This window comes from Psychromonas ossibalaenae ATCC BAA-1528, from assembly GCF_000381745.1.
Taxonomy (GTDB): domain Bacteria; phylum Pseudomonadota; class Gammaproteobacteria; order Enterobacterales; family Psychromonadaceae; genus Psychromonas; species Psychromonas ossibalaenae.
Map to the genome: position 1 here is coordinate 19,668 of NZ_KB907006.1, position 24,178 is coordinate 43,845.

A 24,178-nucleotide genomic window follows, 5' to 3' on the forward strand; every position below is an offset into this window, starting at 1 on the left:
ATCTATTCCTGCTCTTTAATTATCTGATCAAACATCGTGGTAACTGACTTAATGGATATCTGCTGCATTGCATCCGTATCTTTGACCCGTGCACGCCATGGAAGCTCATTAATTGTTTTACCTGTCTGTCTGCTGATCAGCTGTTCATAAACACTGACAACATGATTTAATTGTGTGTACGGGCCGGTACGTTTAGGGTTGTGATGGGCGTATAAACCAATAACCGGTGTATTAACCATGGTGGCCATATGAGTCGGTCCGGTATCCGGTGCTAGTAAAATATCTGCCTGCTGGATTAATGCAACAAGCTCAATCAAGGTGGTCTTCCCGATTAAGTTTGTGGCCTGCTGCTGCGTATTATTAACAATCTGCTCTGCTATTGTTTTTTCCAATGTGGTTGGCGCGCCGCAGATTAAAACTTGATACCCCTGCTTGAGAGCATGATTTGCAGCTGCACTATAACCTTCAACAGTCCAGTTTTTATAAGCTTTACTGGCTGCCGGGCTGATAATAAAGGTCGGTTTGTTATCAATAAGTAATTTTGCTTTTTGTCTGCTTTCTGCCGGTAACTGCAGCTCCCACTTTACCGTTAAATCCTGTACACCGAGTCTTTTTGCAAAAGCCATAAAACCATCCAGTACGTGTGATGATTTAGCCGTGTCGATTTTTTTGTTAGTAAATAACCACTGACCGTCTTTCGCTCGTGCTTTATCAAATCCAAGTTTAATCTTCGCTTTAATCATTAAACTGACCAGACTGGAGCGCAAAGCCGCCTGCATATGCAGAAGGGCGTCAAAGCGATGATTTTTTAACTGTTTTCGTAACTGAAAATACGCTTTCCAGCCTAGTTTCTTATCAAAACTGATCACTTCAATATTCGCGAGGTTTTGTACTAATTGTGCTTCTAACTTTCCCGTTACCCAGGTTATTTTAGTTTCCGGCCATTGTCTTTGAATTGCCTGCACACAGGCAATTGCATGGCAGACATCGCCAATGGCACTAAGGCGCAAAATGCAGATTGATTTAGGTGCGAAGGTGAATAATGGCATAAAAAACCTATTAAAAGAAAAGTTGAGTAACAAGTGCGACATTATGCAAAGGACGATTGCTAATGTAAAATAACAGACCTTCATTTATCCAAATAAAGTCATAAATGTGAAAATTAATAAATTAAACAAACAAATCTGTCTTTTTAACAGCGATACTTTTTCTGCTTCGCTTTTTGAGCTTGATTACCTGCAGGGTAATAATCTGATAACAGGCAGTTCCGTTGGACGTGGGACAACCTGGTTTTTTCAGCATCAACAGAAAAAATATGTATTACGCCATTATTATCGCGGCGGCTTAATCGGAAAAATTAATCCGGATAATTTCCTGTATTGCGGTTTAAAAAATACACGCGCTTATAAAGAGTTCTCTTTATTAGAAAAGATGTCGCAATTAGGTTTACCTATCCCGCAGCCCTATGCCGGCCGTATTACAAAAAAAAACCTGTTTTATCAGGCGGATTTGATTATTGAACTAATTGAAGGTGCTGAGGATTTAGTGGCTGTTTTAAGCAGACAGGTAATCAGCGAACTGCAGTGGTTAGAAATAGGCCGGGTAATTCGTTTATTTCATGATAATAATATTTACCACAGCGATATGAACAGTCACAACATCATGCTGGATGATTCAGATAAAGTCTGGTTAATTGATTTTGATAAATGTGCGCAGAGAACTGCTGGCGCTTGGAAAGAGCAAACCTTAGCGCGTTTATTACGCTCTTTCCGTAAAGAAAAAACAAAAAACAGTCACTTTAACTGGTCAGAGCAATACTGGGAATTTTTGATGATAGGTTACCAACAGACTAATTAGCTGTGTTTTATAATATACCATTGTCACAGCGCATTTTTCCTGCTTTTCTTTTTCGCTGTAAATGCAGTTCGGCTTCTTTTGATTCTTTTTTTTCAATGTGGAACAGGTGATATAGTGCGCAGCGGCCCAGTACGGTTTGACTAGTTAAGCCGTATTTAGCTAATCTCCATTCTAAATCCGTTTCTTCAAAGCCGTAACCTTGAAAGTCATTATCAAAACCATTTACACTTAATAATGCATCACGGCTAACCCCCATATTGGCGCCGATTGCTTTTCTTGGTTTTTTATTCCATATTTTACATATGCAAGCTGGAAACCTAATCCCAATTTCAGGGCGTTTAAGACCTTTTACAGCAGACTGGAAAATTAACCAGAATGGATTTTCAAGACGTTGAAGAGCAATCTTGTTATTTCTTAGGGCATCGGAAACTGGCGGGTAAAGATCGACTCTTCGGCCGATAATTAACTTATTCTTATGAAGGACTCTTTTGTAATCAGCTACAAAGTTTACAGATGGGATACAGTCATTATCAGTCAGGATAATATAATCGGCTACGCTTGTTTCTATTCCTTTATTGACTATTTTAGCTTTTCGAAAACCTGCATCAGCCTGCCATAGATGACGTATATTAAGACCCAGTTCAAGGTATACAGATACTAATGATTTAACAGAATCTCTTGAACCGTCATCGGCAATGCATAATGAAAAATTAGAATCACTTTGATTTAAATACGCATCAAAGACCAGTTTCATATCTTTAATATTGTTATATGTAGCCATTATGATTTCAACATTCATTATATTTTCTCTTTAAATCTAAGTTCTATTTTTAATTAGCTAAGGTCTTAATTGTATGAAAAATCAGACAAATTCAGGTAAAAACTCAATCGATTTTTTGATGGCACCTTTGTTGCTATTAACCACCTGAACAGCAGCTTCTCCCTGCTGCATTCGTAATTCTGGATCATTAAGCAGTTTCTGCAGCTGGGCTGTTATCTGGCCGCTGTCTGCGCAGATTGTACAGGATTTATTATTAATAAGCTGTTTGGTAATATCGGTGAAGTTATAATAACTCGGGCCGCTCAATATCGGTTTTGCCAGTGCTGCGGGTTCAAGTACGTTATGTCCGCCGACTTTATCGCCGATTAAGCTGCCCGCCATAAAGCAGATGTCGGCTGCTTGAATTAAGCTCAGCATCTCACCCATGGTATCACCTAGATAAACCTGTGTAGATTTTTCAATAGACGCCTTACCTGAGCGGCTGGTGGTATTAAAGCCGCTCTCTTGACTTAGCTTAAACATCGAAGCAAAACGTTCTGGGTGCCTTGGTACAAGAATAAGCAGTGCTTCTGGCTGTGTTGTTAATAATGATTTATGCGCATCGAAAAGTTGTTCATCTTCACCCGGATGAGTGCTTGCTGCAATCCAAACCGGTCGTTTACTGCCTATTTGTTTTCTAAGTTCAACGCCTTTATTTATATCAGCCTTAGAGATATTAATATCAAACTTGATAGACCCGGTGACTTTGACTCTATCACTTTCAATACCTAGTTTTTGAAAGCGTAAAGCATCATCCTTCGTCTGACACAAAATCTGCGTGATGTTTTCTGATAATAAGTTAAAAACGCCCTGTACTTTGGCGTAACGGGAACGGGAACGCTCTGATAAGCGCGCATTAACAATAGTTATGGGAATGTTAGCTTCTGCTGCCGCACTAAGTGTATTCGGCCATAGCTCTGTTTCCATTATAAGAAGCTGCTGCGGCTGTATTATTTTGATGAAACGTTTTATCGCGAAGCTAAAATCCAGAGGCATATATCGATGTTCGACTAGCGGTCCTAATTTAGCCGCCTGCTCCGCACCTGTGCTGGTTGTTGTTGTGATTAAAATATTCTGCTCAGGATGTTCTGCTTTAATTTTTTTTATCAGCGGAATAGTGGCAATCACTTCTCCAACAGATACAGCATGTATCCAGATAGCAGGTTTCTTTGAATTTAAAGCCGGTGTATAGCCAAAGTGCTCTTTCCAGCGCGGACCAATGGATGGTTTACCATCTTTCTTTTTATATAAGGAATAGAGAAATACGGGGGCAATGAACAGTAATACAAGTGAATAGATAAATTTAAGCATGGGATTCAAAGAGAAATGAAAAGTTAGTTACAGTATACTTTCTAAAATATAAATTATTAATTTTTATTACTGCCTTTTGCTGATTATTAGAAGCACTGTTAATTATTAGTCAATGAAACGGGCAATGATTGAAGAACACTGCAAATTAAAGTATTTGTAATTAATTTACAAACGCACGGCAAGGCGGGATTATATCGACTGACTGTTTTAAACCGCTCTGGTTAACTAGCGGTAAAGTGCCCTCTTAAAGGAGAGCCCGGTTGTTATGCCTGACACTATTCTTTATGGGAAAATGTGTAGATGTACAACAGCCGGTTGTTGTATTTAATAAATAGAAGATTTTAAGAGAAGTTTATGAAAAAATTTGCAAGTAAAGTTAATCGTATTTTTCAGGACGCTACGCGCCCTAAACGGTTAGCTTTTGGGAAATGGTGCCGGGATCGTAAAGAAAGTGTTTTAACTGATGCGCATGAGATTATTTCCCGTAATAACCTTATTGAAGAACTAAACATCAAGTCGGTTTTATTTTTAAGATGTGATGGAAAAATCGGAGATATGGTTATCAATACTCTGATGTTTCGAGAGCTTAAAAAAAATAATCCAGACGTACGAACTGGCCTTGTGGTCAAGGGGATTGCAAAAGATATTATAGCGATGAATCCTTATATCGATCGTATCTATGATTATTCAAGTTCCTCTTCAAAAATAAAAAAATTAGCGGCAGAAATAAAATCAGATGCATACGATCTAGTCATCGATTTTACAGAAGTGCCGCGTGTTAAACAGATGATGTTTATCAAGCAGTGTGCAGGAAAGTATAATTTTGGAATTAATAAACTCGACTGGAATTTGTTTGATTTAAGTCTGCCTTACGAAGACGCTGATCATCATATCAGCAATAAGTATGGGGCTGTTTTAACAACACTTGGAGTACAGGATGTAGATTTAAGTTATGACATTCACTTACCTGAAGAAAGGGTGCGTATAGCGGAAGAATTTAGAAGCCGTATCAGTGAACGTCATTTGCTTGTTATCAATCCCTATGGAGCCAGTAAGCATAGAACTTTAAATATAGAAACTGTCAAATCTATTGTAGATGGACTGATCGAAATACCGGATGTTGCGGTCACATTTGTATTCTCTCCTGACAAAAGAGAAAAGCTTAAAAAACTAAGCGAATCTTATGATAGTAAAGTGTATTTCAATTCAAACCTGAGTGGAATAGTAGACACGACCGCGATCATTAAGTGTGCCGATCTTGTTATTAGTCCGGATACCTCAATTGTTCATATTGCGGTAGCATTTGATAAAAAAATGGTCGCTATTTATAGAGGTGGTCATGGAAATAATGCCAAACTGTGGGGGCCGGGCTCTAAAAAAGTGAAACAAGTATTTTCAGAGCCGAATAATAAAGCTGGTGAAGAGTCTGATATTAATAACTTTGATATCAACAATCTATTAATGGAGGTTAAAAAAGTACTGGTTGACCGTTAAGCTGCTTTAGTTATAGCTTCTATTGTTTTATCGAGGGACTGGAGTGGCGGATCCGCATTGAACACTATTCTATGACAGATGCTTAACGGGAAGGGCGAAAAGGTTTGGTAGAATAAAATATAGCAACGGATGGCGTATGCGTTACAATAGCAAGGTTACGTGCTCTAGTGGTGGTTGATATGGCAGAGTTAGCTTGTGAAAAATGGCAGTTAGATGCAAAGAACCTACTCTAATGAATAGTTATTATATTATTTCCTCTCATAATATTGTTGATGAGTTAAATATCAAATCAATTATTTTTCAAAGTGTATGGAAAAATCGAAGATAGGATTATTGATACTTTTATGTTCGGCGTCTAACATAAAGGATTTCGTCATCAAATTGACAATCTGAGTCAAAAAGTGAAGCTCGCTGACGCAAGACTTAAAGATAGGGCTGAGACTCACTTTAGTGGTGAGAAAAATAGTGACAGTTTATAAAAATTAAAAAAAGGCATATAAAAAGCAATGAAACATCTGGTAAACGTTAATTTTTTTGAGAAATGCATTGTTATTTTCTTTGGTTTTTCTGTCTTTACGTCAAAAGCGGGTTTAAATATATCTGTCGCATTACTCTTTATCCTTTTTGCTTATTTATTCATAAGTAATAAAAATTACCGGGCCAAAATAGCGAATAATAAGATCTTTATTTTATCCATTTCGCTGTATATTATCGGCCTGCTATCAACGCTCATTTATCCATCTAACTCAGCAGATACGATCTACTTTGCCCGTAAAGCCGTTTTTCTATTAGTCATTCCTTGTCTATTTATGATCAACATGAATGCAGAGAATAAGAGCCTGGCAATAAAGTCGTTATGTGCCGGGTTTCTGGTCGCAGTTGTTAATGTTGCTTATCATGCATATAACCTTGGTGTCTGGGATGGAGAAAGAATCACTAGCTTTTTCGATGTCGGCCGCTGGTCTGAAATGCTTACCTACTTCCTAGTGTTTTTATTACCTCTAGCATTAGATAACAAGGAGAAAAAACAGAAAAAAATTATCTACCTTTTATTGATAGTTATCGGATATGTCTGCCTTATCCTAAGCGGATCGAGAGGTGGAATGCTGGCATCGCTCATGGTAACGGTCTTGTACTTAGTTGTTTACAAGCGAGATGTGTTGCTGAAGTTGTCCGCAGTATTATTAGTCGTATTGCCTCTCTTGATGTTCATCTTTCCATCAAAAGTCAATGTAGTAGAAAACAGAATAGGCAGTATCACAAATACAACAACAAATAAATCTAACTCTGCACGAATTAAAATGTGGGAGTCCGGATATTTATTCGCTATTGATAACCTGAAGAACAATCCAGCTGCGTTTTTCTTTGGCAGTGGGCCTATTAACTTCGAACGAGAGTACAGTACATATATTAATAGCGTAAACAAGAATATACTGAGTGACTATCCAGAATTTTCTTTTCGTGATAACCACAATGGTATTCTGGATGCGACTAACAAACTTGGTATCGTCTATGAAATAATGTTCTTAGTACTAATAGCACTCATCACCAGGCAGATCATGAAAGGCAGCCCCAGCATTAAACATTCGGGGTTAAATGTCATTGCCGCCTTTTTTATTATTGGTATGTTTTATACTAACCAGCTTGAGTATCAAACCATCTGCTTTTTCTATTTAATATCTATTTGCCTACCAAGCCTACCGGAGAGAATTCATGCTTAAGGCCTGCATAATTATTGCTTTTTATAATAATGTAACAAGTTTAAAGATGATATTAACCGCCCTGAATAATCAATATGAAAACAATTTTGAGGTTGTTATTGCTGATGATGGTTCAGCAGAAGAGAGTGTCACCCAAGTCAAAGCGCTTTCCGGAGATTACAATTTTGCGATTCACCATGTCTGGCATGAGGATAAAGGATTCAGAAAAAATAGAATCCTTAACCAGGCTATTTTGGTCTCACACAATGACTATCTGATCTTTATTGACGGGGACTGTATTCCGCAAGATTATTTTGTAGCTGATCATTTACTTCAGGCGGAAGAAAATACCTGCTTAAATGGCCGCAGAGCTGATCTTTCGCCTGGTGTGAGTGATAAAATACGAGAAACTCAGCATACTGAGCCAAATAAGATTTTCAAATCTTATCGAAATTCAATTATCTGTGATTATCTGCAGGGAAAAGGGAAAAACATAGAGAAAGGGTTTCGTATTAGGCTTCAGCCTTTCTCTGCTTTCCTTAATCGCAAGAATAAAGGATTGCTCGGCTGTAACTTCTCTGCCAACAAAGCTGATTTGTTGAAAATCAATGGATTTGATGAAAGGTATGAAGCCCCGGGTATTGGTGAAGACAGCGATATAGAATACCGCTTAAGACTTTCTGGCGTGAAAGTAAAAAATATTTTCTTTATGGCCAATCAGATCCATCTCTATCACACAGAACTGCCCCGCTCTGCGGTCAATGAGGCATTATTTGATCAAGTGAGACAAGAAAATTCAGCCAGCACCAAATTTGGACTTAGGAAGGATTAGCATAAGAGCACCTGTTCGCGCGAAGAGATGCTTCATATTATATTCAGCCGCTATTTTTCCTCTGTTTTTATGAAGTTTTGAATACAGTCCATTACCGTATTAGGTTTTAGATCCTTAAGGCATTTTAGGTGCTGATATGGGCACTCTTTTTTAAAGCAGGGACGGCATTCAATATCTGTATGCACTATTTCAACGTGATTTGATAACGGCGGGGTATATTGAGGAGAGCTTGAACCATAAATCCCTACAATGTTACAGCCGACAGCCGCCGCAACATGCATTAATCCAGAGTCATTACTGACAACCGTATGGCAGCAGGATAACAGATCAACCGCTTCATTTAGCGTCGTATTACCAGCAAGATTAACAACCTTGTGTTGATCCGCGTCATTAACCAGATAGGCTATTTTATCGGTTGTTGCTCTGTCTTTTACTGAGCCGAATAACCATACTTGATAACCCTGCTTGATCAGTTCTTGAGCAATAGTGCCGTAGTGCTCTTCAGGCCAGCGTTTTGCCGGGCCAAATTCGGCGCCGGGACAAAGGCCGATTATTTTAGGAGCTAATGAAAGGTTAAATTTCCCTAAAATGCTGTTTCTGATCTGCTCGTTAATCGCTAATTTTGGTTTCGGCAGAGAATGTATATCTCCTAAACAGCCCGATCCTGTCATTTTATCTTTAGGGAAAGCAAGAGATACGTAACGTTCAACCATATATTGAAATGATTTTTTATTATTACGTAAATCGTTTAATAAACCATAACGCATTTCACCTTTCCAGCCGATACGTTTTGGAATTTTAGCAAAGAAAGGAATAAGCGCTGATTTAGCTGAATTAGGTAAAATGTAGGCGATATCATAACTTTTATTCCGTAATGATTTTCCTAACTGATAGCGAACCTTAAAGTCGAGGTCTCCATGGCCTAAGGGCATTTCAATTGCTTGATTGATCTGCGGCATTTTTTCTAGAATAGGCAGACACCATTTAGGGGCTAATGCATCAATGCTGCACTCTGGGTATTGCTCTTTTAGAGTGATGTATAATGACTGGGTCATCACCATGTCACCGACCCATGACGGGCTGATAATTAAAATTTTCATTATTTAGTATCCTGCTGCAGATATAGATAGAACGGGAGTCATAGCACTGGTTTCTGCTGTTAGATTATTAATTTTCTTCATATCACTTGGCTTTTCTAAATACATAATTACCGCGAATTTTGCGCCATAATCCGAAAACATCGGTGCGCGGGAAAATGGCGATACGTCTGATCTGGTATAAATCCTGATGCATGCCCAGTGGGCCGCTGTTTGTTGCAACGGCAAAATCATAACCTAGTTGTTTCGCTATATCTTTAGAATCCTGATTGTGAATGCCAAAGGGGTAAGCAAAAGAGGCTAACGGCTTACCTGTGATTTTTTCCAGCTCTGTTTTGTTTTCATTTATTTCTTTAAACTGCTGCTCATAAGTTAGCGTATCCAGTTTAGGATGCGTTAAAGTATGCCCGCCGATTTCAACATAGCCGGAGTCACTTAATATTTTTAACTGCTCTGCTGACATTAACGCAACAGATTTTTCCGGATTATCAGCTTGTTCCACATCCCAGCGGTTAAATGACTCTCCGGTAACTGCGTACACGACGGCTTTAAAGTTATACTTTTTCAGTAAAGGTAACAGTAATTCATAATTGTCTTTATAACCGTCATCAACGGTGATAATAACATAACGTTTTCCTGGCTTTAGACGTGAAACAGTGCCTGAATCTTTTAAATCTGCAAAGGTTAAGGTTTCGATATTCAAACGTTTTAATAGCTTGAAATGTTTTTCAAGCATATTGATATCAAGGTAAGTCCCATGTACCCCTTTTTCCGATTCATCTTTAATAAAACGGTGATACATAATTATCGGGATTTCCTGCCTGCGTTTCTCAACAAAGGTGTCTTGATAAATTATTTCAATTTGCTCAACAATTTTATCTAAATCATAGTTTTCTTTAATGAGTTCTGTTACTTCAGGCGCACAGTTTGTCTGCAGCAGTGCTTTTTCGATCTGCGATTTTAATATTGAAAAATCAACATTTAATCCTTTTTTACCTATATCGCCAAAATTAGTGCTCATCGCCTGCTGGATATTATCCGCTGTGATTTCACCAATGGAGCTTGCTTCGCCGATAGCAAAAGTAGGGCGTCCACAAAGCAGTGATTCCATCGCAACACGGCCGGCTCCAATAACTAAATCAGACTGTGCGATAATCGTCTGCACGTCATTGCTGTAACCGCGGAATTCCACTTGGTTCTTAAACGGCTCAAAGCGTTTGTCCACTTGTGTACCGCTGATAATACGCACCTGGTATTTATCTAAATCGATGCATTGATTAAGCAGGTGATAGCAAACATCACCTTTAGGACCGCTTAATCGTCCGATAATCGAAATGATTTTTTTATCGTTATCTGGTGATACCTGTACTTTGAAATCGTTACATTCAATACCATTACGGCCAACGACCGTTTTATTCAATTCGACACCCAGTTCAGTTACGATCTGCTGCTGAATTGATTCGCAGACACAAATAACCTTATCACCCATGGCATGGAATTTTTTACTTGAAGAATGTACCGGCTGGCGGCCGTGTACTGTCGTGACCATAGGAGTGGCGGTAAGTTTACAGGCAAGGTGACAACTCCAGCTTGAAGCGCGGGAATGTGCATGTACCAGTTGAATATTGTGTTTTTTAATGAGATAGATTAAATAAAAAACATGCCAGAAGCGCCTTGGCACGCTGCGTTTATTAAAGCGCAGTTTAAAAAAAGGACCGTTATGCTTTTTAGTTAATGTATCTGAGACATAAAAAACCTGATGTCCTCTGTGACTGAGTTGATTACCAACTGTTGTTGCATAAACCTCTGCACCTGTCACTTCAAGCTGCGAGAGCGCCATCAATATATTCATCTATACATCTCATTTAGAAATTAAAATAAAAAAGCAGTAATGAGCCATTACTGCTTTTTCAGCTTGCTAAGGTAAAAGAACTATTTGTTAATAATTGCCATATATTCTGCAGTACCTTGTGCCACTGTTTTGAACTCAGCATCATACCCGGCTGCGCGCAAGTTAGTTAAATCGGCTTCAGTAAAGCTTTGGTAGAAGCCTTTTAAATGATCCGGGAACGGAATGCGCTGAATTTCACCTTTCTGATGGTATGCAACCACTGCTTTACCTACTTCAAGAAATGATTCTGCCTGGCCGGTACCGAGGTTATAAATACCTGAAACGTTATTATCGAAGAACCATAGATTTACTTTACAGACATCACCCACATAAACAAAATCACGTTTGTGTTCACCTTCAAATAACTTAGCGTTTTCACCTGCATTAAGCTGATTATTCAGATGGAAAGCAACACTTGCCATGCTTCCTTTGTGCTGCTCGCGCGGTCCGTAGACATTGAAGTATCGGAAACCGACAATTTGCGGCAGTGTTTCGCCATGGTCTTTAGCATCCTGCCAGATACCACGTACATACTGGTCGAACTGGAATTTTGAGTAACCGTAGACGTTTAACGGTTTTTCGTATTTAAGCTCTTCTTTAAAAGTATCGTTGCCGCCGTAAGTTGCTGCAGATGATGCGTATAAAAACGGGATATCACGTTCGATACAGTAATGAAGCAGGTCTTTTGAATATTCATAATTATTTTCCATCATGAATTTTCCATCCCACTCTGTCGTTGCAGAGCAGGCGCCTTCGTGGAATATTGCTTCGATATTACCAAAATCCTGGCCCGACACGATCTGCGTAATAAACTCGTCTTTATCCATGTAATCAGTGATCTGCAGATCAACTAAGTTTACAAATTTGGTGCCGTCAGTAAGGTCGTCAACAACCAGAATATCTGTAATGCCGCGCTCATTAAGTGATTTGACTATATTGCTGCCGATAAAACCTGCGCCGCCTGTAACTATAAACATGCATTCACCTCTAAAATAGATACGATATTAAAATGAGTATTGCTGAATATTAATCAGCGAGTACGCGCGATTATACGCTTAGAGTCGACTTCGGTGCTAATTTTTTATTTTATCCGCTGCGACTCTGATCCGGTAAACAGTAATATTATCGGTGAACAGCTAAATTTCTCTGAGCATAAAAAACAATCTTGAAAAGACCGGTCAGTGAGTGCTTAAAAGCACAGGGGGCGATATACCCGTTATCATTCAAGATGCAAAAATCAGCAAGTCGTAAGGTGAGCAGATTCTAGGCGAGAAGGTGAAGATCTAACTGGTTAAATCGAGATTTCGCAACAACGAAGATGTTTGCCTTACGGTTTTCCCTGCGGGTCGCTAGATCGAAAACCAATACTGCGTTGCAACATTTGATAAGGGCTAGCCATTTAAAGATTAAAGTCTTTATTTTAATCTTACCGACAGAGGATTAACGTAGTTAATCGCTCGAAAGGTCATCATGTTGCGCCTTGTTTTGGTGTCCGAGCTAGCGACTGATAAATGCATTTTGACTGGTAACGGGTATAGATAAATATTTATCAATTGGTGAATGAAATGTTGCATAAATTCAATTGTGTTTGCTAAATTGAGTGTGTAAAGGCTATATCTAATAAGGAAATACTATGCCGACGTTCCAGTTAATTAATGCGCATGATGCAAAACAGCGCTCTTTAAATGAAGATGTAAAGATAGTTGATATTCGCGATGACAAATCTTTTGAGACCGATCATGTTGAAGGATCTTTTCATCTGACTAATGCCAGTGTGGCTAAGTTTATGAAAGAAGTGGATGTGAATACGCCTGTATTTGTAATTTGTTATCATGGCAACAGCAGTAAAGGTGTTGCGCAGTATCTTTGTGAGCAGGGATATTTAGATGTGTATAGTATTGAAGGCGGTTTCACTGACTGGCGTATTGTACATCCGCATGAATAATAAAATCAGTGCTTTACTATAGTATCAGGAGCTTAATAAAAGCTCAGTCGGTTTGTTTTAAATAATATTAAAAGGGAAAAAATGAGTGTAATTGACACAGATAGTATTGATGCGATCGGTTTGGAAAAAGAAGCACGCCGTGTATTTTTAAGCATTATTGATGCGCTGGCCTGGGATGAGCAAAATGTGCACCTTTATACTCTGCAGGAGAAAATAAATACTTATCTGTTTTTTATCGAATCAGGGGAGTTAATTAAAGCACTGCCGGATGCTGAAGGTTTTGATATTGCCATTGAGTTAATTTTAAAACATATGCCAAGCGATCAGGCGGTTAGTTTTTTTGATAAAACCTCGCAGATTCTGCTGGATAAAGGTATTGTTTTTGTATTCGGACCGAATAAAGATACAGGTTATGCAGAACAGCAAAGTTAATATTTACTCACGCTATCATCTCTAAAGGGGCGACGTTAGTCGCTTTTTCTTTAATGAACCGCTGCGCAGAATAACATTCTGTCTGACTAATAATAATTCGATTAAACTGTTCTGTTTGCTAAAATGCTGGTGGATAAAATAAGCGCTGTAACTCGCTGCTAAGCAGGGCAGTAACAGAGTAAGATCATTAGTACTCTCTAAAACAAATAAAATACCAGCCAGCGGCACATGTAATACTGCGCCTAACAGTGCCCCCATACCGACAATAATAAAAAGCTGACTCTCATCAACAGCAAATAACTTACAAAACAGCGCGCCGCATAATGCTCCTAAGATAATACTTGGTGCCAGCGCGCCGCCAGGTACCGCTAACGCGATGACTGCAGCTGAACTGATAAAGCGAACAATCAGCCACAGTGTGATCAGTGTGAGTGCTTGTGGTTCATAAAGCAGGTCCTGTACTAGTCCATATCCGAGCCCGATTGTTTCTGGAGAAAGCCAGGAGAACACAGCTGTTATCAGACCGGCCAGCAGGAGTTTCAGCCAGTAACTACAACTGATTTTTCGAGTTAAGAAATCGATACAGTTTAAAAAGGAAGAGGAAAGCAGACCGCAGAGTGCGCCAAATAACAGCATTTTTGCCAGCAGCAGTAACGAGATAGAGAAGGGGGTGACATTAATAATAAATGCATAAATACCCAGCTCGTGTGCAAACCATTGTGCAAAAAGTGTGGCTGCCGTGACCAGCAGCAGGGTGCGCCACCTAAATTGACGAATGATGGTTTCATAAGTAAATAATATCGCCATAAAAGGAGTATCAAGCATGACGGTAATAGCAACGGCTGCGCCGCAGGCTGTTAATACCCGTAACGTGTGGGAGCGAACTAGAAAAAACTGCCCGACCAGATTCGCGCTGGCTGCGCCGATATGTACAGCCGGACCAATTGCCCCGATAGCAAAGCCGGTCACTAAAGCGACACTGGCACTTAGAAATTGAAAAAGAAGATTTAAAAAAGGCAGTCGTCCCAGACCGATATGAAATTCTAAGACAACATGCGCTAGACCGGACTTCAGGTGCCTGGCAAACAGATAAAAGAGAATAATTAAGAAGACGGAACCTAAAAGGGGAGGGACAAGTTCATTGCTTAAGTTATGGATATCCGGATAGACAGGATTAAAGACAATTGAGCGAAAGATGTAAACGCAGGCCATACTGAAACAGGTGCTTAATAACACCAGAGGTAATAATTTAGTGATCGTGTAGTCTGGTTCGCTCATGTTTCTATTATCTTTAAGGGAGTATTATTGTAAAGATAGGACACTATCTGCTGAACAAAGAGCGAGTTTCTCCATTAGGCAGAAAATGAGCTTAAATTTGTAAAAATATGTGATGGATTTGCAATATTTTCATTGCATCTTGCCCTGTTCATTTGGGATAATCCTGCGCACGGAATACCCGCTGTTAATACGTAACTAAACCAAACCAGGAGATACAGATGCCTTCTCGTCAAGAGCTAGCTAATGCAATTCGAGCTTTAAGTATGGATGCCGTTCAAAAAGCCAATTCAGGTCACCCAGGCGCACCAATGGGCATGGCTGATATCGCTGAAGTCCTATGGCGTGATTTCTTAAAGCATAACCCGACTAACCCGCAGTGGGCAGATCGTGACCGTTTTGTTCTGTCTAACGGACATGGTTCAATGCTGATCTATTCTCTACTGCATTTATCGGGTTACGATCTGTCAATTGATGATCTTAAGTCTTTCCGTCAGCTGCATTCTAAAACGCCGGGTCACCCGGAATATGACTACACACCGGGTGTCGAAACAACAACTGGTCCTCTAGGACAAGGTGTTACTAACGCTGTTGGTATGGCGATTGCTGAAAAATCTTTAGCAGCCCAGTTCAACCGTGAAGGTCACGATATCGTTGATCACCATACGTACACTTTCTTAGGCGACGGTTGTCTAATGGAAGGTATCTCCCATGAAGCTTGTTCTTTAGCGGGTACTTTAGGTCTTGGTAAACTTGTTGCATTCTGGGATGACAACGGTATCTCTATCGATGGTGAAGTTGAAGGCTGGTTCACTGATGATACTCCGGCACGTTTCAAAGCATACGGCTGGCATGTTATCTCTGTTGACGGTCATAACAGCGAAGAAATCAAAGCTGCAATCACTGCCGCTAAAGCGGAAACAACGAAACCAACGATTATCTGTTGTAAAACAACTATCGGTTTTGGTTCACCGAACAAGCAGGGCACACACGACTGTCACGGTGCTCCACTAGGTGCTGATGAAATTCTTGCAACACGTAAAGCATTAGGCTGGAACTACGGTGATTTTGAAGTCCCTGCTGATATTTACGCTGACTGGGATAATAAAACAGACGGTCAGGCTGCTGAAGAGTCTTGGGATGAGAAATTTGCCGCTTATGCAGCCGCTTTCCCTGAATTAGCATCTGAATACAAGCGTCGTATTAACAGTGAAATGCCTACTGACTGGGAAGCTAAATCAACTCAGTATATTGCTGATTTACAAGCTGATTCAGCGAATATCGCAACACGTAAAGCATCACAAAACTGTATCGAAGCATTTGCACCTATGCTGCCTGAGCTTCTAGGCGGCTCTGCAGATTTAGCACCGTCTAACTTAACGATGTGGTCTGGTACTAAAGCAATCACAGCTGATGATGCATCTGGTAACTACCTGCATTACGGTGTGCGTGAATTTGCTATGTCAGCAATCATTAACGGTATGGCACTGCACAAAGGTTTTGTTCCTTACGGCGCAACATTCCTGATGTTTATGGAATACGCTCGTAACGGTTTACGTATGTCTGCATTAATGAAGCAGCGCGCTATTCAGGTATTTACTCATGACTCAATCGGTCTTGGCGAAGATGGTCCGACTCACCAGCCGGTAGAGCAGATTGCCAGCCTGCGTTTAACACCAAATATGGATACATGGCGTCCATGTGACAGTGTAGAGTCTGCGGTTTCTTGGAAATCTGCAATTGAACGCACTGACGGCCCTACATCACTTATCTTCAGCCGTCAAAACCTTAAGCCGCAGGCGCGTGATGCACAGCAGTTAGCTGATGTTGCAAAAGGCGGTTACGTATTATTAGACAGTGCGACTCCTGCTGAAATCATCCTGATTGCGACGGGTTCAGAAGTACAGCTTGCTGTTGAAGCACACGCTGAACTAACAGCTCAAGGTAAAGCGGTACGTGTTGTTTCTCTTCCTTGTACGGATGTATTTGAGACACAAAGCGCTGAGTACAAAGAGTCTGTACTACCGGCTGCTGTTGCTAAACGTGTTGCTATTGAAGCGGGTATTGCTGATTACTGGTACAAATATGTAGGTCTGAACGGTAAAGTTATCGGTATGACAACATTTGGCGAATCAGCACCAGCTGAGCAGTTATTTGAAATGTTTGGTTTCACTGTTAAAAATGTAGTTGAAACTGCAAACAGCTTATAATCTTTAACTAAGATAAAGATTAATAAAAAACCGCGTTTATCGCGGTTTTTTTGTATCTTAATTATGTTTTATCAGGCATTGATGCTGTGCAGTACTTCATCTAAGAGGCTTTGTGGTGTATAGCTTTTATCTGTTATTCCGATTTTATTTGCTCGTGACTGATTCTCTGTCAGTTCACAATAATTGAAAAGTACACGTTGTATTTCAAACAGTTCATTAATAACATTAAAACTGTTTATGCCTTTATTTATATGTGTATCAAGGTAGGTATAAAACCTATCCACATCGGTTGTTTTTTTGAGCGGTACTGCACCCTGTTCTTTGACTGCAGATGTAACCGGGCAGTAAGCTGCAAATTCATTGCTGTACCAGCGATCGTTCCACCATCCAATTTTTTTGCCGTTTATATGCTCTTTGGCTTTATCTAGCGGCACAAAGAAATAGACATCTGCATTGTTTTTTTTTATCTCCTTTAATGATGCCATTAATGCCCCGGCTCTGAGCGTACTTTCATGCTCAATAAAATGATCATATTTTTGGGCTTTTTGAGTGAAAGCATTAAGCAGTTGAAAATGGATATAGGCTAATTTGTCCGGATATATTAAGCTGCATTTTGAGAGGGCTTTTAGTTCGCCAACCAGCAGCTGCTCAAAATGCTTTCTTTTCATATTTTGTGTATAGCGGTTGACCAGCATATTTTCGATGCTGTCTGTTTCGTGATTAACAACGATTGTGTTGCTGTGCGCCTGGTAGGTATCTTCAGCATGCAGCTTTGTCCTAGTCAGATTATGGCTTTGTAATAAGACATAACCGCTGTTTATCTCACTGCTGATTAGAGTATAAACACCTCTTTTATGCATTAGAGAAAGCACCTTTCCTTCACTGTGCAGGCCCAGATATTTTCTCTCAATTATTTTTTCTTCATTTAATCTGCTGAAGTTGGCAAAGATTAAAGACAGCTGCTGCAGATAAAAATAATAGGATTTTGGAGAGAGCCCGGTTATTGTTATCGCTTCCCGGGTTTCCTGTTTGTTTACAATAGTAGATAAAACCGCCTGCAGCTGTTTGATTTTTTTGAAGTTTGCCATGGTAAAAACTAAGCCGCATTTGGCGCATTGTTTTCTTTGTCGGCCCGAAGAGGTGAAGCCATACTTATGTAAGGGGCTATTTTTATCAAAGAAAAAACTGCCGGAGCATTTGGGACAGTGATTTAATTTTATAGAGAAGTGTATGTCCAGTTTCTCTTTTATAATGTTAGTGACAAGCTCATTATTTACCCACGGCGGATTGCTTCCACAGGATTTACATGCGGTTGATAAATAACCTAATCTTGTGCTTCTATAAATATAATCTTTACTGTGCAGCACACCAAAGTTTCGGCAGTGCACGGCTTTACAGCAGTTAAAGTTATTTGCAAATTTAAACATATTTCAGCCTGTAACCCTTCAAATAATAACGTATGAGTTTCATATTACAGTCTTTCAACAGATTTGGGTAACAGCTGGTTTGGATCTATATTTAGACCTTGTTAAAGAGATCCTGGTCACACTTTGCTTTCTATAAATTACTAAACTGGTCTTAATTATTCAGTGCATCAACTTTCAGGGATCTCTTATGCATGAAATATTCAAGGCTTTATTTGCAGGATTAGTCGTTGGGCTGCTCTTTGCTTTTTTAAAATTACCAATACCTGCTCCACCAGTTTTATCTGGAATTATGGGTATTGTAGGCGTGTATTTAGGCGGTATGTTATTCCAAAAATACATCAGTAATTTACTTAATACCAAATAACTTAAATTAACTTGTCAATTAATAATTAGGAACTAAAAATATGTCTACTCCTCACATAAATGCAGAAATGGGTGATTTCGCTGATGTTGTTATTATGCCGGGCGATCCGCTTCGCGCTAAATTTATCGCTGATAACTTTCTGACAAACGTCGTTCAAGTTTGTGATGTTCGTAATATGCTTGGTTTTACCGGCGAATACAAAGGACGTCGTATCTCTGTTATGGGACACGGTATGGGAATTCCTTCTGTTTCTATCTATACCACTGAACTTATTAAAGATTTCGGCGTAAAAACAATTATCCGTGTGGGCAGCTGTGGTGCAGTTCTTGATGATGTTAATTTAGGCGATATCGTTATTGCTGCCGGTGCCAGCACAGACTCTAAAGTAAACCGTATCAGATTTAATAATCATGATTTTGCCGCCATTGCTGATTATCAATTAGTTGCTAATGCGATGAACACTGCTGAGACACAGGGTATTAAAGTTAAAGCGGGTAATGTTTTCACTGCAGATCTGTTTTACTCAGCTGAGCCTGAGTTTTTCAAGAAAATGGCTAGCTACGGCGTTCTTGGTGTAGATATGGAAGCTGCCGGTGTTTACGGTGTGGCTGCTGAATACGGCGCAAAAGCGTTAACGATTCTTACCGTATCAGATCATATCATTCGTGGTGAAGCGGCTTCATCTGAAGCTCGTCAAACCGGCTTTAAAGCAATGATTGAACTGGCATTTGAGTCTGTATTACTAGGTGACAAAAGAGCGCTTTAGTTTTTATCCAACAAATTTTACAAGGTAAATATTATGACATCTAAACTAGATGAATTACGCAAACTGACAACTGTTGTGGCTGATACCGGGGATATTGAAGCGATTCAAAAGTATACACCTGAAGATGCAACCACTAACCCTTCTTTGATTTTAAAAGCTGCACAGATTGCTGATTACGCGCCTTTAATTGACAGCTCTATTGAGTATGCAAAAGCACAGAGCGATTGTGCACAGCAGCAGGTGCAGGATACCTGTGATATGTTAGCGGTAAATATTGGTAAAGAGATCTTAAAAATTGTACCGGGACGCATTTCGACTGAAGTTGATGCTCGTTTATCTTATGATACAGAAGCAAGTCTGGTTAAAGCGCGCCAGCTGATGAAAATGTATAACGATGCCGGTATTGCTAACGATCGTATTCTGATTAAACTAGCATCAACCTGGCAGGGCATTAGAGCTGCTGAGATTTTAGAAAAAGAAGGGATCAACTGTAATCTGACTCTGTTGTTTTCTTTCGCTCAGGCGCGTGCTTGTGCTGAAGCCGGTGTGTATTTAATATCTCCGTTTGTCGGCCGTATTATGGACTGGCATAAAGCAAACGAAGGACGTGATTTTGCACCTCAGGAAGATCCGGGTGTACTGTCTGTTTCGAAAATATACAACTTCTACAAAGCAAACGATTATAAAACTGTTGTGATGGGCGCAAGCTTCAGAAACACGGGTGAAATCTTAGAGCTAGCTGGTTGTGACCGACTAACTATCAGCCCTGAATTACTGCAGCAGTTAGCAGATACACAAGGAGAAGTGGTTAGAAAATTAGCGCCTTCTGCAGCTGAAAAAACATCTCAATCACCGTTAACTCATGCACAGTTCTTATGGGAACATAATCAGGACCCGATGGCGATTGATAAACTAGCGGAAGGTATCCGCAACTTTGCTCTCGACCAGGATAAACTGGAAAAAATGATTGCAGAGCGTCTTTAATTAACTAATTAATCAGTTTATTAAAGAGTAAAAAAACCGCGTTTATCGCGGTTTTTTTATATCTGCCTAATCTCCTGCTCTGGGCCGTGATGCTTTTAAATAACCCATTGAAGCTCAAGCATAGTCAATCTGAACATTACAATGCCACTGAATACTAAATCGTTATTTACAGTTAACAGCGGTAAGTGAAAAAGGAAATTATTTATAAATATAGTTATTAACTATATTTTCTAGCATTTCCTGCTGCCCCGATTGTTTAACAGGTTGAAGGTTACTGTCAGTTGCAAGTTTTGCCAGTTCTTCTAGCGATAGTGTACCTGACAGAATTTTTTTACCAAGATCACCGTTCCAGTCAGCGTATCGTTTCGCAATGTTTGATGATAATTGATCGTTCTGGATCATAGCGGCTGCACGTTCAAGTGACAGTGCCATTGTGTCCATTCCACCAATATGACCATGGAATAAATCTTCACCATCGATTGAAGGACGTCGTACACGAGCATCAAAGTTAAAGCCGCCGGTCGTGAAACCACCGGCTTTTAAAATCTCATACATAACCAAAGTGTTTTCCTCAACACTGTTTGGAAATTGGTCGGTATCCCAGCCAAGTTGAGGGTCACCACGGTTTGCATCAATAGAGCCGAATAAGCCAAGTGATGTTGCTGTTGCAACTTCATGCTGGAAACTATGCCCTGCAAGCGTTGCGTGATTTGCCTCAATGTTAACTTTTATTTCATTCTCTAAACCAAACTGCTTTAAGAAACCGTATACTGTTGCGGTGTCATAGTCATACTGATGCTTGGTTGGTTCTTGTGGTTTTGGCTCGATTAAAATCGTACCTTTAAAACCAATCTTGTGTTTATGCTCAACTACCAGCTGCATTAGACGCCCAAGCTGTTCCCGTTCCTGACGTAAATCTGTGTTTAACAGTGTTTCATAACCTTCTCGGCCGCCCCAGAGAACGTAGTTTTCTCCGCCAAGGCGTTTAGTTGCACCCATCGCATTAAAAATTTGTGTAGCGGCATAAGCGAAAACTTTTGGATCTGGGTTAGAGCCTGCACCGGACATGTAACGAGGATTAGAGAAGGCATTTGCAGTTCCCCATAGTAGTTTCAGGCCTGTCTCTTCCTGCTTTTGTTCAAGTACGTCAACCATTTCAGAAAAGTTGTTAACATATTCCTTTAATGAACTACCTTCAGGTGCAACATCGGTATCGTGGAAACAATAATAAGGAACATTGAGTTTGGAAAAGAATTCGAAAGCAGCGTCAGCTTTCATTCTTGCAATTTCCATTTGATTATTACTCTGCTGCCATGGACGTTCAAAAGTACCTGCGCCAAAGACATCGGACCCGTTCCAGCAGAAGTTATGCCAATAGCAGGCCGCAAATCGAAGGTGTTCTTTCATCGATTTTCCTAAAATCATTTTATCTGCATCGTAGTGATGAAACGAAAGCGGATTTGTTGATTCTTTTCCCTCAAAGTTAATTTTTTTTACCGTTTTGAAAAATTCAGTCATAGCCATACTTCCTATTCAAGTGTGTGATTACCGTGGCTGATATCATTGATTTTATTTAGTGCGCATTCAATTATGAAAATTAGTTCTAAAATTCACCTATTTAGTAAATGTGATCCATGTCTCTAATGTTTGCGTTTTTTTGACTGCAATAAACATCTAGGAAAAATCTTATAAGTCAATCTGCTGTATTTGTATCTACTGCAGTATGCTCACTATCCTTGACGTCTTCTCGGTTTACCATGCAATGAGATATATTAATTCCCCTGTCGATAAGCTCTTATCTGTTAAGCCACGAGTGGGTGATTTACCCTGAAAATCCCATTTTATGTCTTGAAATAGATAGAAGTTACACTTTAAAAAAACGTAAAAAGATAAATTAATTTTGTAATTGAGGGAAGGCTCTTATTATCAATATAGTTGTTTAGGAATTATTCAAAACCTAACAATCTAACAACCCAATAACTTAAGGAGTACATATGCCCTCCACACAAATAAGCTTAAAAGAAAAGATAGGCTTCGGCCTTGGTGACGTCGCAAACTTAATTGTTCTGTCAACCGTTTTTTCTTTTTTGACGTGAGCTTACGGCAAGATAGTTTGACTTCAGAGAATTTAGTCCGTTCCACCCTATGACGGAGCGGATGTTGTTTACTGGTAATTCCAAGGGAGGTAATTTTCAGGTGCCAACTTCACCGTTTCTTGCTCACGCTGTAGTGTATTTAAATAATCAAATATATTAATTCCAGCCCAGCTGGCTGTTGCTATCACTGACACGGCTAGCGCATTTTAATCCCAGACTCTAGCAGGGTTGAGCGATAATTATCATCTAGCCCTGCCATTTTCTTTTTTGCGGCTATACTGGCCGACTTTGTGCTGTCTTGCTTAAACAATGCCATGGCTATCTTTCTCATCACGCTAAACGCTAATGCGCCACAGCCTTTACGTATGCGCGATTCATCCTCTCTAAATGTCATATCGAATACCCAATGCATGCTTTCCACTTGCCAGTGACTACGCACAGCATGGAGTGATTGCTCCGCATTCAAATCTAATGATGCAATATACCAACGCGTTTCACTCGTATCCTGCCCTGTGGATTTATGGTGAACTGTTGAGCTTATTTTAATGATGCTTTTAAGGCCTGACCAACGGTAGTCTTTGCCTAACCATCGTTTATCAACCAACATCTGCTGGTATGTTCTTGTCTCAATGCGTCTGTGGCCACTGTCGATTTCTGTATGCTCGGCATAATTTTGCTCTGATAATCCTTCTCGCTGAGTCTTATGCCACCATGCTTCTAGCTCCGCTTGCATACCAGAATGATTGCCTTTAAGCGCGAGGATATAATCCGCTTTTTGTTTGATAATTTGCTCGGCTATTTTTTTCTGGCAACCCATTGCATCGAGAGTGATGATGCTACTTTCAATATCAAGAAGTGAGAGCAATTCAGGTATTGCTGTGATTTCATTTGTTTTTGCATCTACCGCACTTTGGCCTAATACCAATTGGTGCTGACAGCTCCAAGCACTGACAGTGTGTAATGCATTTTTTCGGCCTTTAGTGGTAAATGAGCGACGCGCTGTTTTACCATCAATGGCGATAACATCGCAGCCTGTTTTTGTTACAAGGCTAGCTATCCAGGATTGAAAAGCATGTTCTATTTCACTTGCTTTAAACGGGAGATAACACGTGCGATGGTATAATGGCGGGGGATGCCAGCTTCAAAATCGCGATATTGACGTAACCAATCCAGTTTTATATGGCCAAAATGTTCAATATCCTCCCATCCCTCAGAGCCTGACATTACAGCAGTAATTGAGAGGAGAAGAATATCGAGTAGATTGTGTTTTTTACAGCGCTCGATGCGCGGGTCGGTAATAGAGTCAAAATGTTTCATGCCTCTGCATATAGGTCAGTTTAGTCTATATTTATAGTATTAATCGGCTCTGTTCCAGATAGTTGTTGTCTATACTTGTAAGTACGCATAACTTATTGAAGCTAAAAGCTATGGATACTAAATCATTTACCAAACAGCTTAACCAAATAACTAAAACTCTTCTAGCGATGACACCTGCTCAAAGAGAAATTGTTCACCAGTCGATCCAAGCATCACAGGCTGAAATCACCGTTAATGAGATGTTTCAGCCTATGTTTGATAATTCATCTCAATGTCCTCACTGTCATTCGAGTCATTTTAAAAAGTGGGGCAAAGCTGGTAAGACACAGAGATATTATTGTAAGAGTTGCCATAAGACAT

The 24,178-nt window shown here is 39.8% G+C and carries 20 protein-coding genes and 1 pseudogene; 11 read left to right on the plus strand and 10 right to left on the minus strand.

Annotated elements, in window-relative coordinates:
• Positions 1 to 2: 2 nt before the first annotated feature.
• Complete coding sequence (locus tag G327_RS0116955) at positions 3 to 1,049, minus strand: glycosyltransferase family 9 protein (protein ID WP_019615997.1); 1,047 nt, start codon at positions 1,047 to 1,049, stop codon at positions 3 to 5.
• 106 nt (positions 1,050 to 1,155) lie between these two features.
• On the opposite strand from G327_RS0116955, the gene G327_RS0116960 reads away from it, so the two are divergent.
• Positions 1,156 to 1,857, plus strand: a complete 702-nt coding sequence (locus G327_RS0116960; protein WP_019615998.1) for a 3-deoxy-D-manno-octulosonic acid kinase — start codon at positions 1,156 to 1,158, stop codon at positions 1,855 to 1,857.
• A 7-nt stretch (positions 1,858 to 1,864) separates the two neighbouring features.
• Here G327_RS0116960 and G327_RS0116965 read toward each other — a convergent pair whose 3' ends face one another.
• The gene (locus G327_RS0116965) at positions 1,865 to 2,656 is read right to left on the minus strand and encodes a glycosyltransferase (RefSeq protein ID WP_019615999.1); all 792 of its coding nucleotides are present in this window, start codon (positions 2,654 to 2,656) and stop codon (positions 1,865 to 1,867) included.
• Positions 2,657 to 2,719: 63 nt separating this feature from the next.
• On the minus strand, positions 2,720 to 3,988 hold the full coding sequence (gene waaA, locus G327_RS0116970; RefSeq protein ID WP_019616000.1) for a lipid IV(A) 3-deoxy-D-manno-octulosonic acid transferase: 1,269 nt from the start codon (positions 3,986 to 3,988) through the stop codon (positions 2,720 to 2,722).
• A 354-nt stretch (positions 3,989 to 4,342) separates the two neighbouring features.
• Between waaA and G327_RS0116975 the strand changes: the two genes are divergently transcribed.
• The 3 genes from G327_RS0116975 (at position 4,343) to G327_RS0116985 (ending at position 8,014) form a co-directional block, all read left to right on the plus strand.
• Positions 4,343 to 5,482: a glycosyltransferase family 9 protein gene (locus G327_RS0116975; protein WP_019616001.1), complete on the plus strand. Its 1,140-nt coding sequence runs from the start codon at positions 4,343 to 4,345 to the stop codon at positions 5,480 to 5,482.
• A gap of 506 nt (positions 5,483 to 5,988) precedes the next feature.
• Positions 5,989 to 7,203, plus strand: coding sequence for an O-antigen ligase family protein (locus tag G327_RS0116980; protein WP_019616002.1), 1,215 nt, complete (start codon positions 5,989 to 5,991; stop codon positions 7,201 to 7,203).
• A complete protein-coding gene (locus G327_RS0116985; protein WP_019616003.1) occupies positions 7,196 to 8,014 on the plus strand; it encodes a glycosyltransferase in 819 nt (272 codons plus the stop codon). The genes G327_RS0116980 and G327_RS0116985 overlap by 8 nt, the downstream gene beginning before the upstream one ends.
• 50 nt (positions 8,015 to 8,064) lie before the next feature.
• Here the strand turns inward: G327_RS0116985 and waaF are convergent, their stop codons facing one another.
• From waaF to rfaD, 3 genes are all read right to left on the minus strand, one after another.
• Positions 8,065 to 9,114, minus strand: coding sequence for a lipopolysaccharide heptosyltransferase II (gene waaF, locus G327_RS0116990; RefSeq protein WP_019616004.1), 1,050 nt, complete (start codon positions 9,112 to 9,114; stop codon positions 8,065 to 8,067).
• Positions 9,115 to 9,196: 82 nt separating this feature from the next.
• A complete protein-coding gene (locus tag G327_RS0116995) occupies positions 9,197 to 10,963 on the minus strand; it encodes a bifunctional glycosyltransferase family 4 protein/polysaccharide deacetylase (RefSeq protein WP_019616005.1) in 1,767 nt (588 codons plus the stop codon).
• An 80-nt stretch (positions 10,964 to 11,043) separates the two neighbouring features.
• Positions 11,044 to 11,979, minus strand: coding sequence for an ADP-glyceromanno-heptose 6-epimerase (gene rfaD / locus G327_RS0117000; RefSeq protein ID WP_019616006.1), 936 nt, complete (start codon positions 11,977 to 11,979; stop codon positions 11,044 to 11,046).
• Positions 11,980 to 12,635: 656 nt separating this feature from the next.
• On the opposite strand from rfaD, the gene glpE reads away from it, so the two are divergent.
• Positions 12,636 to 12,947, plus strand: a complete 312-nt coding sequence (gene glpE, locus G327_RS0117005; RefSeq protein ID WP_019616008.1) for a thiosulfate sulfurtransferase GlpE — start codon at positions 12,636 to 12,638, stop codon at positions 12,945 to 12,947.
• 81 nt (positions 12,948 to 13,028) lie between these two features.
• Positions 13,029 to 13,379 (plus strand): DUF6572 domain-containing protein, encoded by a 351-nt coding sequence (locus G327_RS0117010; protein WP_019616009.1) that lies wholly within the window; start codon positions 13,029 to 13,031, stop codon positions 13,377 to 13,379.
• Positions 13,380 to 13,400: 21 nt separating this feature from the next.
• Here G327_RS0117010 and G327_RS0117015 read toward each other — a convergent pair whose 3' ends face one another.
• A complete protein-coding gene (locus G327_RS0117015) occupies positions 13,401 to 14,657 on the minus strand; it encodes a chloride channel protein (RefSeq protein ID WP_019616010.1) in 1,257 nt (418 codons plus the stop codon).
• A gap of 218 nt (positions 14,658 to 14,875) precedes the next feature.
• On the opposite strand from G327_RS0117015, the gene tkt reads away from it, so the two are divergent.
• Positions 14,876 to 16,864 (plus strand): transketolase, encoded by a 1,989-nt coding sequence (tkt, locus tag G327_RS0117020; RefSeq protein WP_019616011.1) that lies wholly within the window; start codon positions 14,876 to 14,878, stop codon positions 16,862 to 16,864.
• 71 nt (positions 16,865 to 16,935) lie between these two features.
• Here the strand turns inward: tkt and G327_RS0117025 are convergent, their stop codons facing one another.
• Positions 16,936 to 17,952, minus strand: coding sequence for a hypothetical protein (locus G327_RS0117025; protein WP_245542704.1), 1,017 nt, complete (start codon positions 17,950 to 17,952; stop codon positions 16,936 to 16,938).
• 526 nt (positions 17,953 to 18,478) lie between these two features.
• On the opposite strand from G327_RS0117025, the gene G327_RS24985 reads away from it, so the two are divergent.
• The 3 genes from G327_RS24985 to tal are packed head-to-tail and all read left to right on the plus strand — an operon-like array spanning position 18,479 to position 20,405.
• Positions 18,479 to 18,655: a XapX domain-containing protein gene (locus G327_RS24985; protein WP_019616013.1), complete on the plus strand. Its 177-nt coding sequence runs from the start codon at positions 18,479 to 18,481 to the stop codon at positions 18,653 to 18,655.
• A gap of 40 nt (positions 18,656 to 18,695) precedes the next feature.
• Positions 18,696 to 19,421: a purine-nucleoside phosphorylase gene (deoD, locus tag G327_RS0117035; RefSeq protein WP_019616014.1), complete on the plus strand. Its 726-nt coding sequence runs from the start codon at positions 18,696 to 18,698 to the stop codon at positions 19,419 to 19,421.
• Between the two features lie 33 nt (positions 19,422 to 19,454).
• Positions 19,455 to 20,405, plus strand: coding sequence for a transaldolase (gene tal / locus G327_RS0117040; protein ID WP_019616015.1), 951 nt, complete (start codon positions 19,455 to 19,457; stop codon positions 20,403 to 20,405).
• 198 nt (positions 20,406 to 20,603) lie between these two features.
• Here the strand turns inward: tal and xylA are convergent, their stop codons facing one another.
• Complete coding sequence (gene xylA, locus G327_RS0117045) at positions 20,604 to 21,923, minus strand: xylose isomerase (RefSeq protein ID WP_019616016.1); 1,320 nt, start codon at positions 21,921 to 21,923, stop codon at positions 20,604 to 20,606.
• Positions 21,924 to 22,697: 774 nt separating this feature from the next.
• Positions 22,698 to 23,818, minus strand: a pseudogene (locus G327_RS26600) (ISAs1 family transposase).
• 110 nt (positions 23,819 to 23,928) lie between these two features.
• Here G327_RS26600 and G327_RS27215 point away from each other — a divergent pair.
• On the plus strand, positions 23,929 to 24,178 hold a 250-nt coding region (locus G327_RS27215; RefSeq protein WP_019616020.1), incomplete at its 3' end, for a transposase-like zinc-binding domain-containing protein.

What these genes read in the sequence shown, in the direction of transcription:
- G327_RS0116955 (WP_019615997.1), bottom strand. Translation starts at nt 1,049, where the DNA reads ATGCCATTATTCACCTTCGCACCTAAATCAATCTGCATTTTGCGCCTT.
- G327_RS0116965 (WP_019615999.1), bottom strand. Translation starts at nt 2,656, where the DNA reads ATGAATGTTGAAATCATAATGGCTACATATAACAATATTAAAGATATG.
- waaA (WP_019616000.1), bottom strand. Translation starts at nt 3,988, where the DNA reads ATGCTTAAATTTATCTATTCACTTGTATTACTGTTCATTGCCCCCGTA.
- G327_RS0116975 (WP_019616001.1), top strand. Translation starts at nt 4,343, where the DNA reads ATGAAAAAATTTGCAAGTAAAGTTAATCGTATTTTTCAGGACGCTACG.
- G327_RS0116980 (WP_019616002.1), top strand. Translation starts at nt 5,989, where the DNA reads ATGAAACATCTGGTAAACGTTAATTTTTTTGAGAAATGCATTGTTATT.
- G327_RS0116985 (WP_019616003.1), top strand. Translation starts at nt 7,196, where the DNA reads ATGCTTAAGGCCTGCATAATTATTGCTTTTTATAATAATGTAACAAGT.
- waaF (WP_019616004.1), bottom strand. Translation starts at nt 9,114, where the DNA reads ATGAAAATTTTAATTATCAGCCCGTCATGGGTCGGTGACATGGTGATG.
- G327_RS0116995 (WP_019616005.1), bottom strand. Translation starts at nt 10,963, where the DNA reads ATGAATATATTGATGGCGCTCTCGCAGCTTGAAGTGACAGGTGCAGAG.
- rfaD (WP_019616006.1), bottom strand. Translation starts at nt 11,979, where the DNA reads ATGTTTATAGTTACAGGCGGCGCAGGTTTTATCGGCAGCAATATAGTC.
- glpE (WP_019616008.1), top strand. Translation starts at nt 12,636, where the DNA reads ATGCCGACGTTCCAGTTAATTAATGCGCATGATGCAAAACAGCGCTCT.
- G327_RS0117010 (WP_019616009.1), top strand. Translation starts at nt 13,029, where the DNA reads ATGAGTGTAATTGACACAGATAGTATTGATGCGATCGGTTTGGAAAAA.
- G327_RS0117015 (WP_019616010.1), bottom strand. Translation starts at nt 14,657, where the DNA reads ATGAGCGAACCAGACTACACGATCACTAAATTATTACCTCTGGTGTTA.
- tkt (WP_019616011.1), top strand. Translation starts at nt 14,876, where the DNA reads ATGCCTTCTCGTCAAGAGCTAGCTAATGCAATTCGAGCTTTAAGTATG.
- G327_RS0117025 (WP_245542704.1), bottom strand. Translation starts at nt 17,952, where the DNA reads ATGGCAAACTTCAAAAAAATCAAACAGCTGCAGGCGGTTTTATCTACT.
- G327_RS24985 (WP_019616013.1), top strand. Translation starts at nt 18,479, where the DNA reads ATGCATGAAATATTCAAGGCTTTATTTGCAGGATTAGTCGTTGGGCTG.
- deoD (WP_019616014.1), top strand. Translation starts at nt 18,696, where the DNA reads ATGTCTACTCCTCACATAAATGCAGAAATGGGTGATTTCGCTGATGTT.
- tal (WP_019616015.1), top strand. Translation starts at nt 19,455, where the DNA reads ATGACATCTAAACTAGATGAATTACGCAAACTGACAACTGTTGTGGCT.
- xylA (WP_019616016.1), bottom strand. Translation starts at nt 21,923, where the DNA reads ATGACTGAATTTTTCAAAACGGTAAAAAAAATTAACTTTGAGGGAAAA.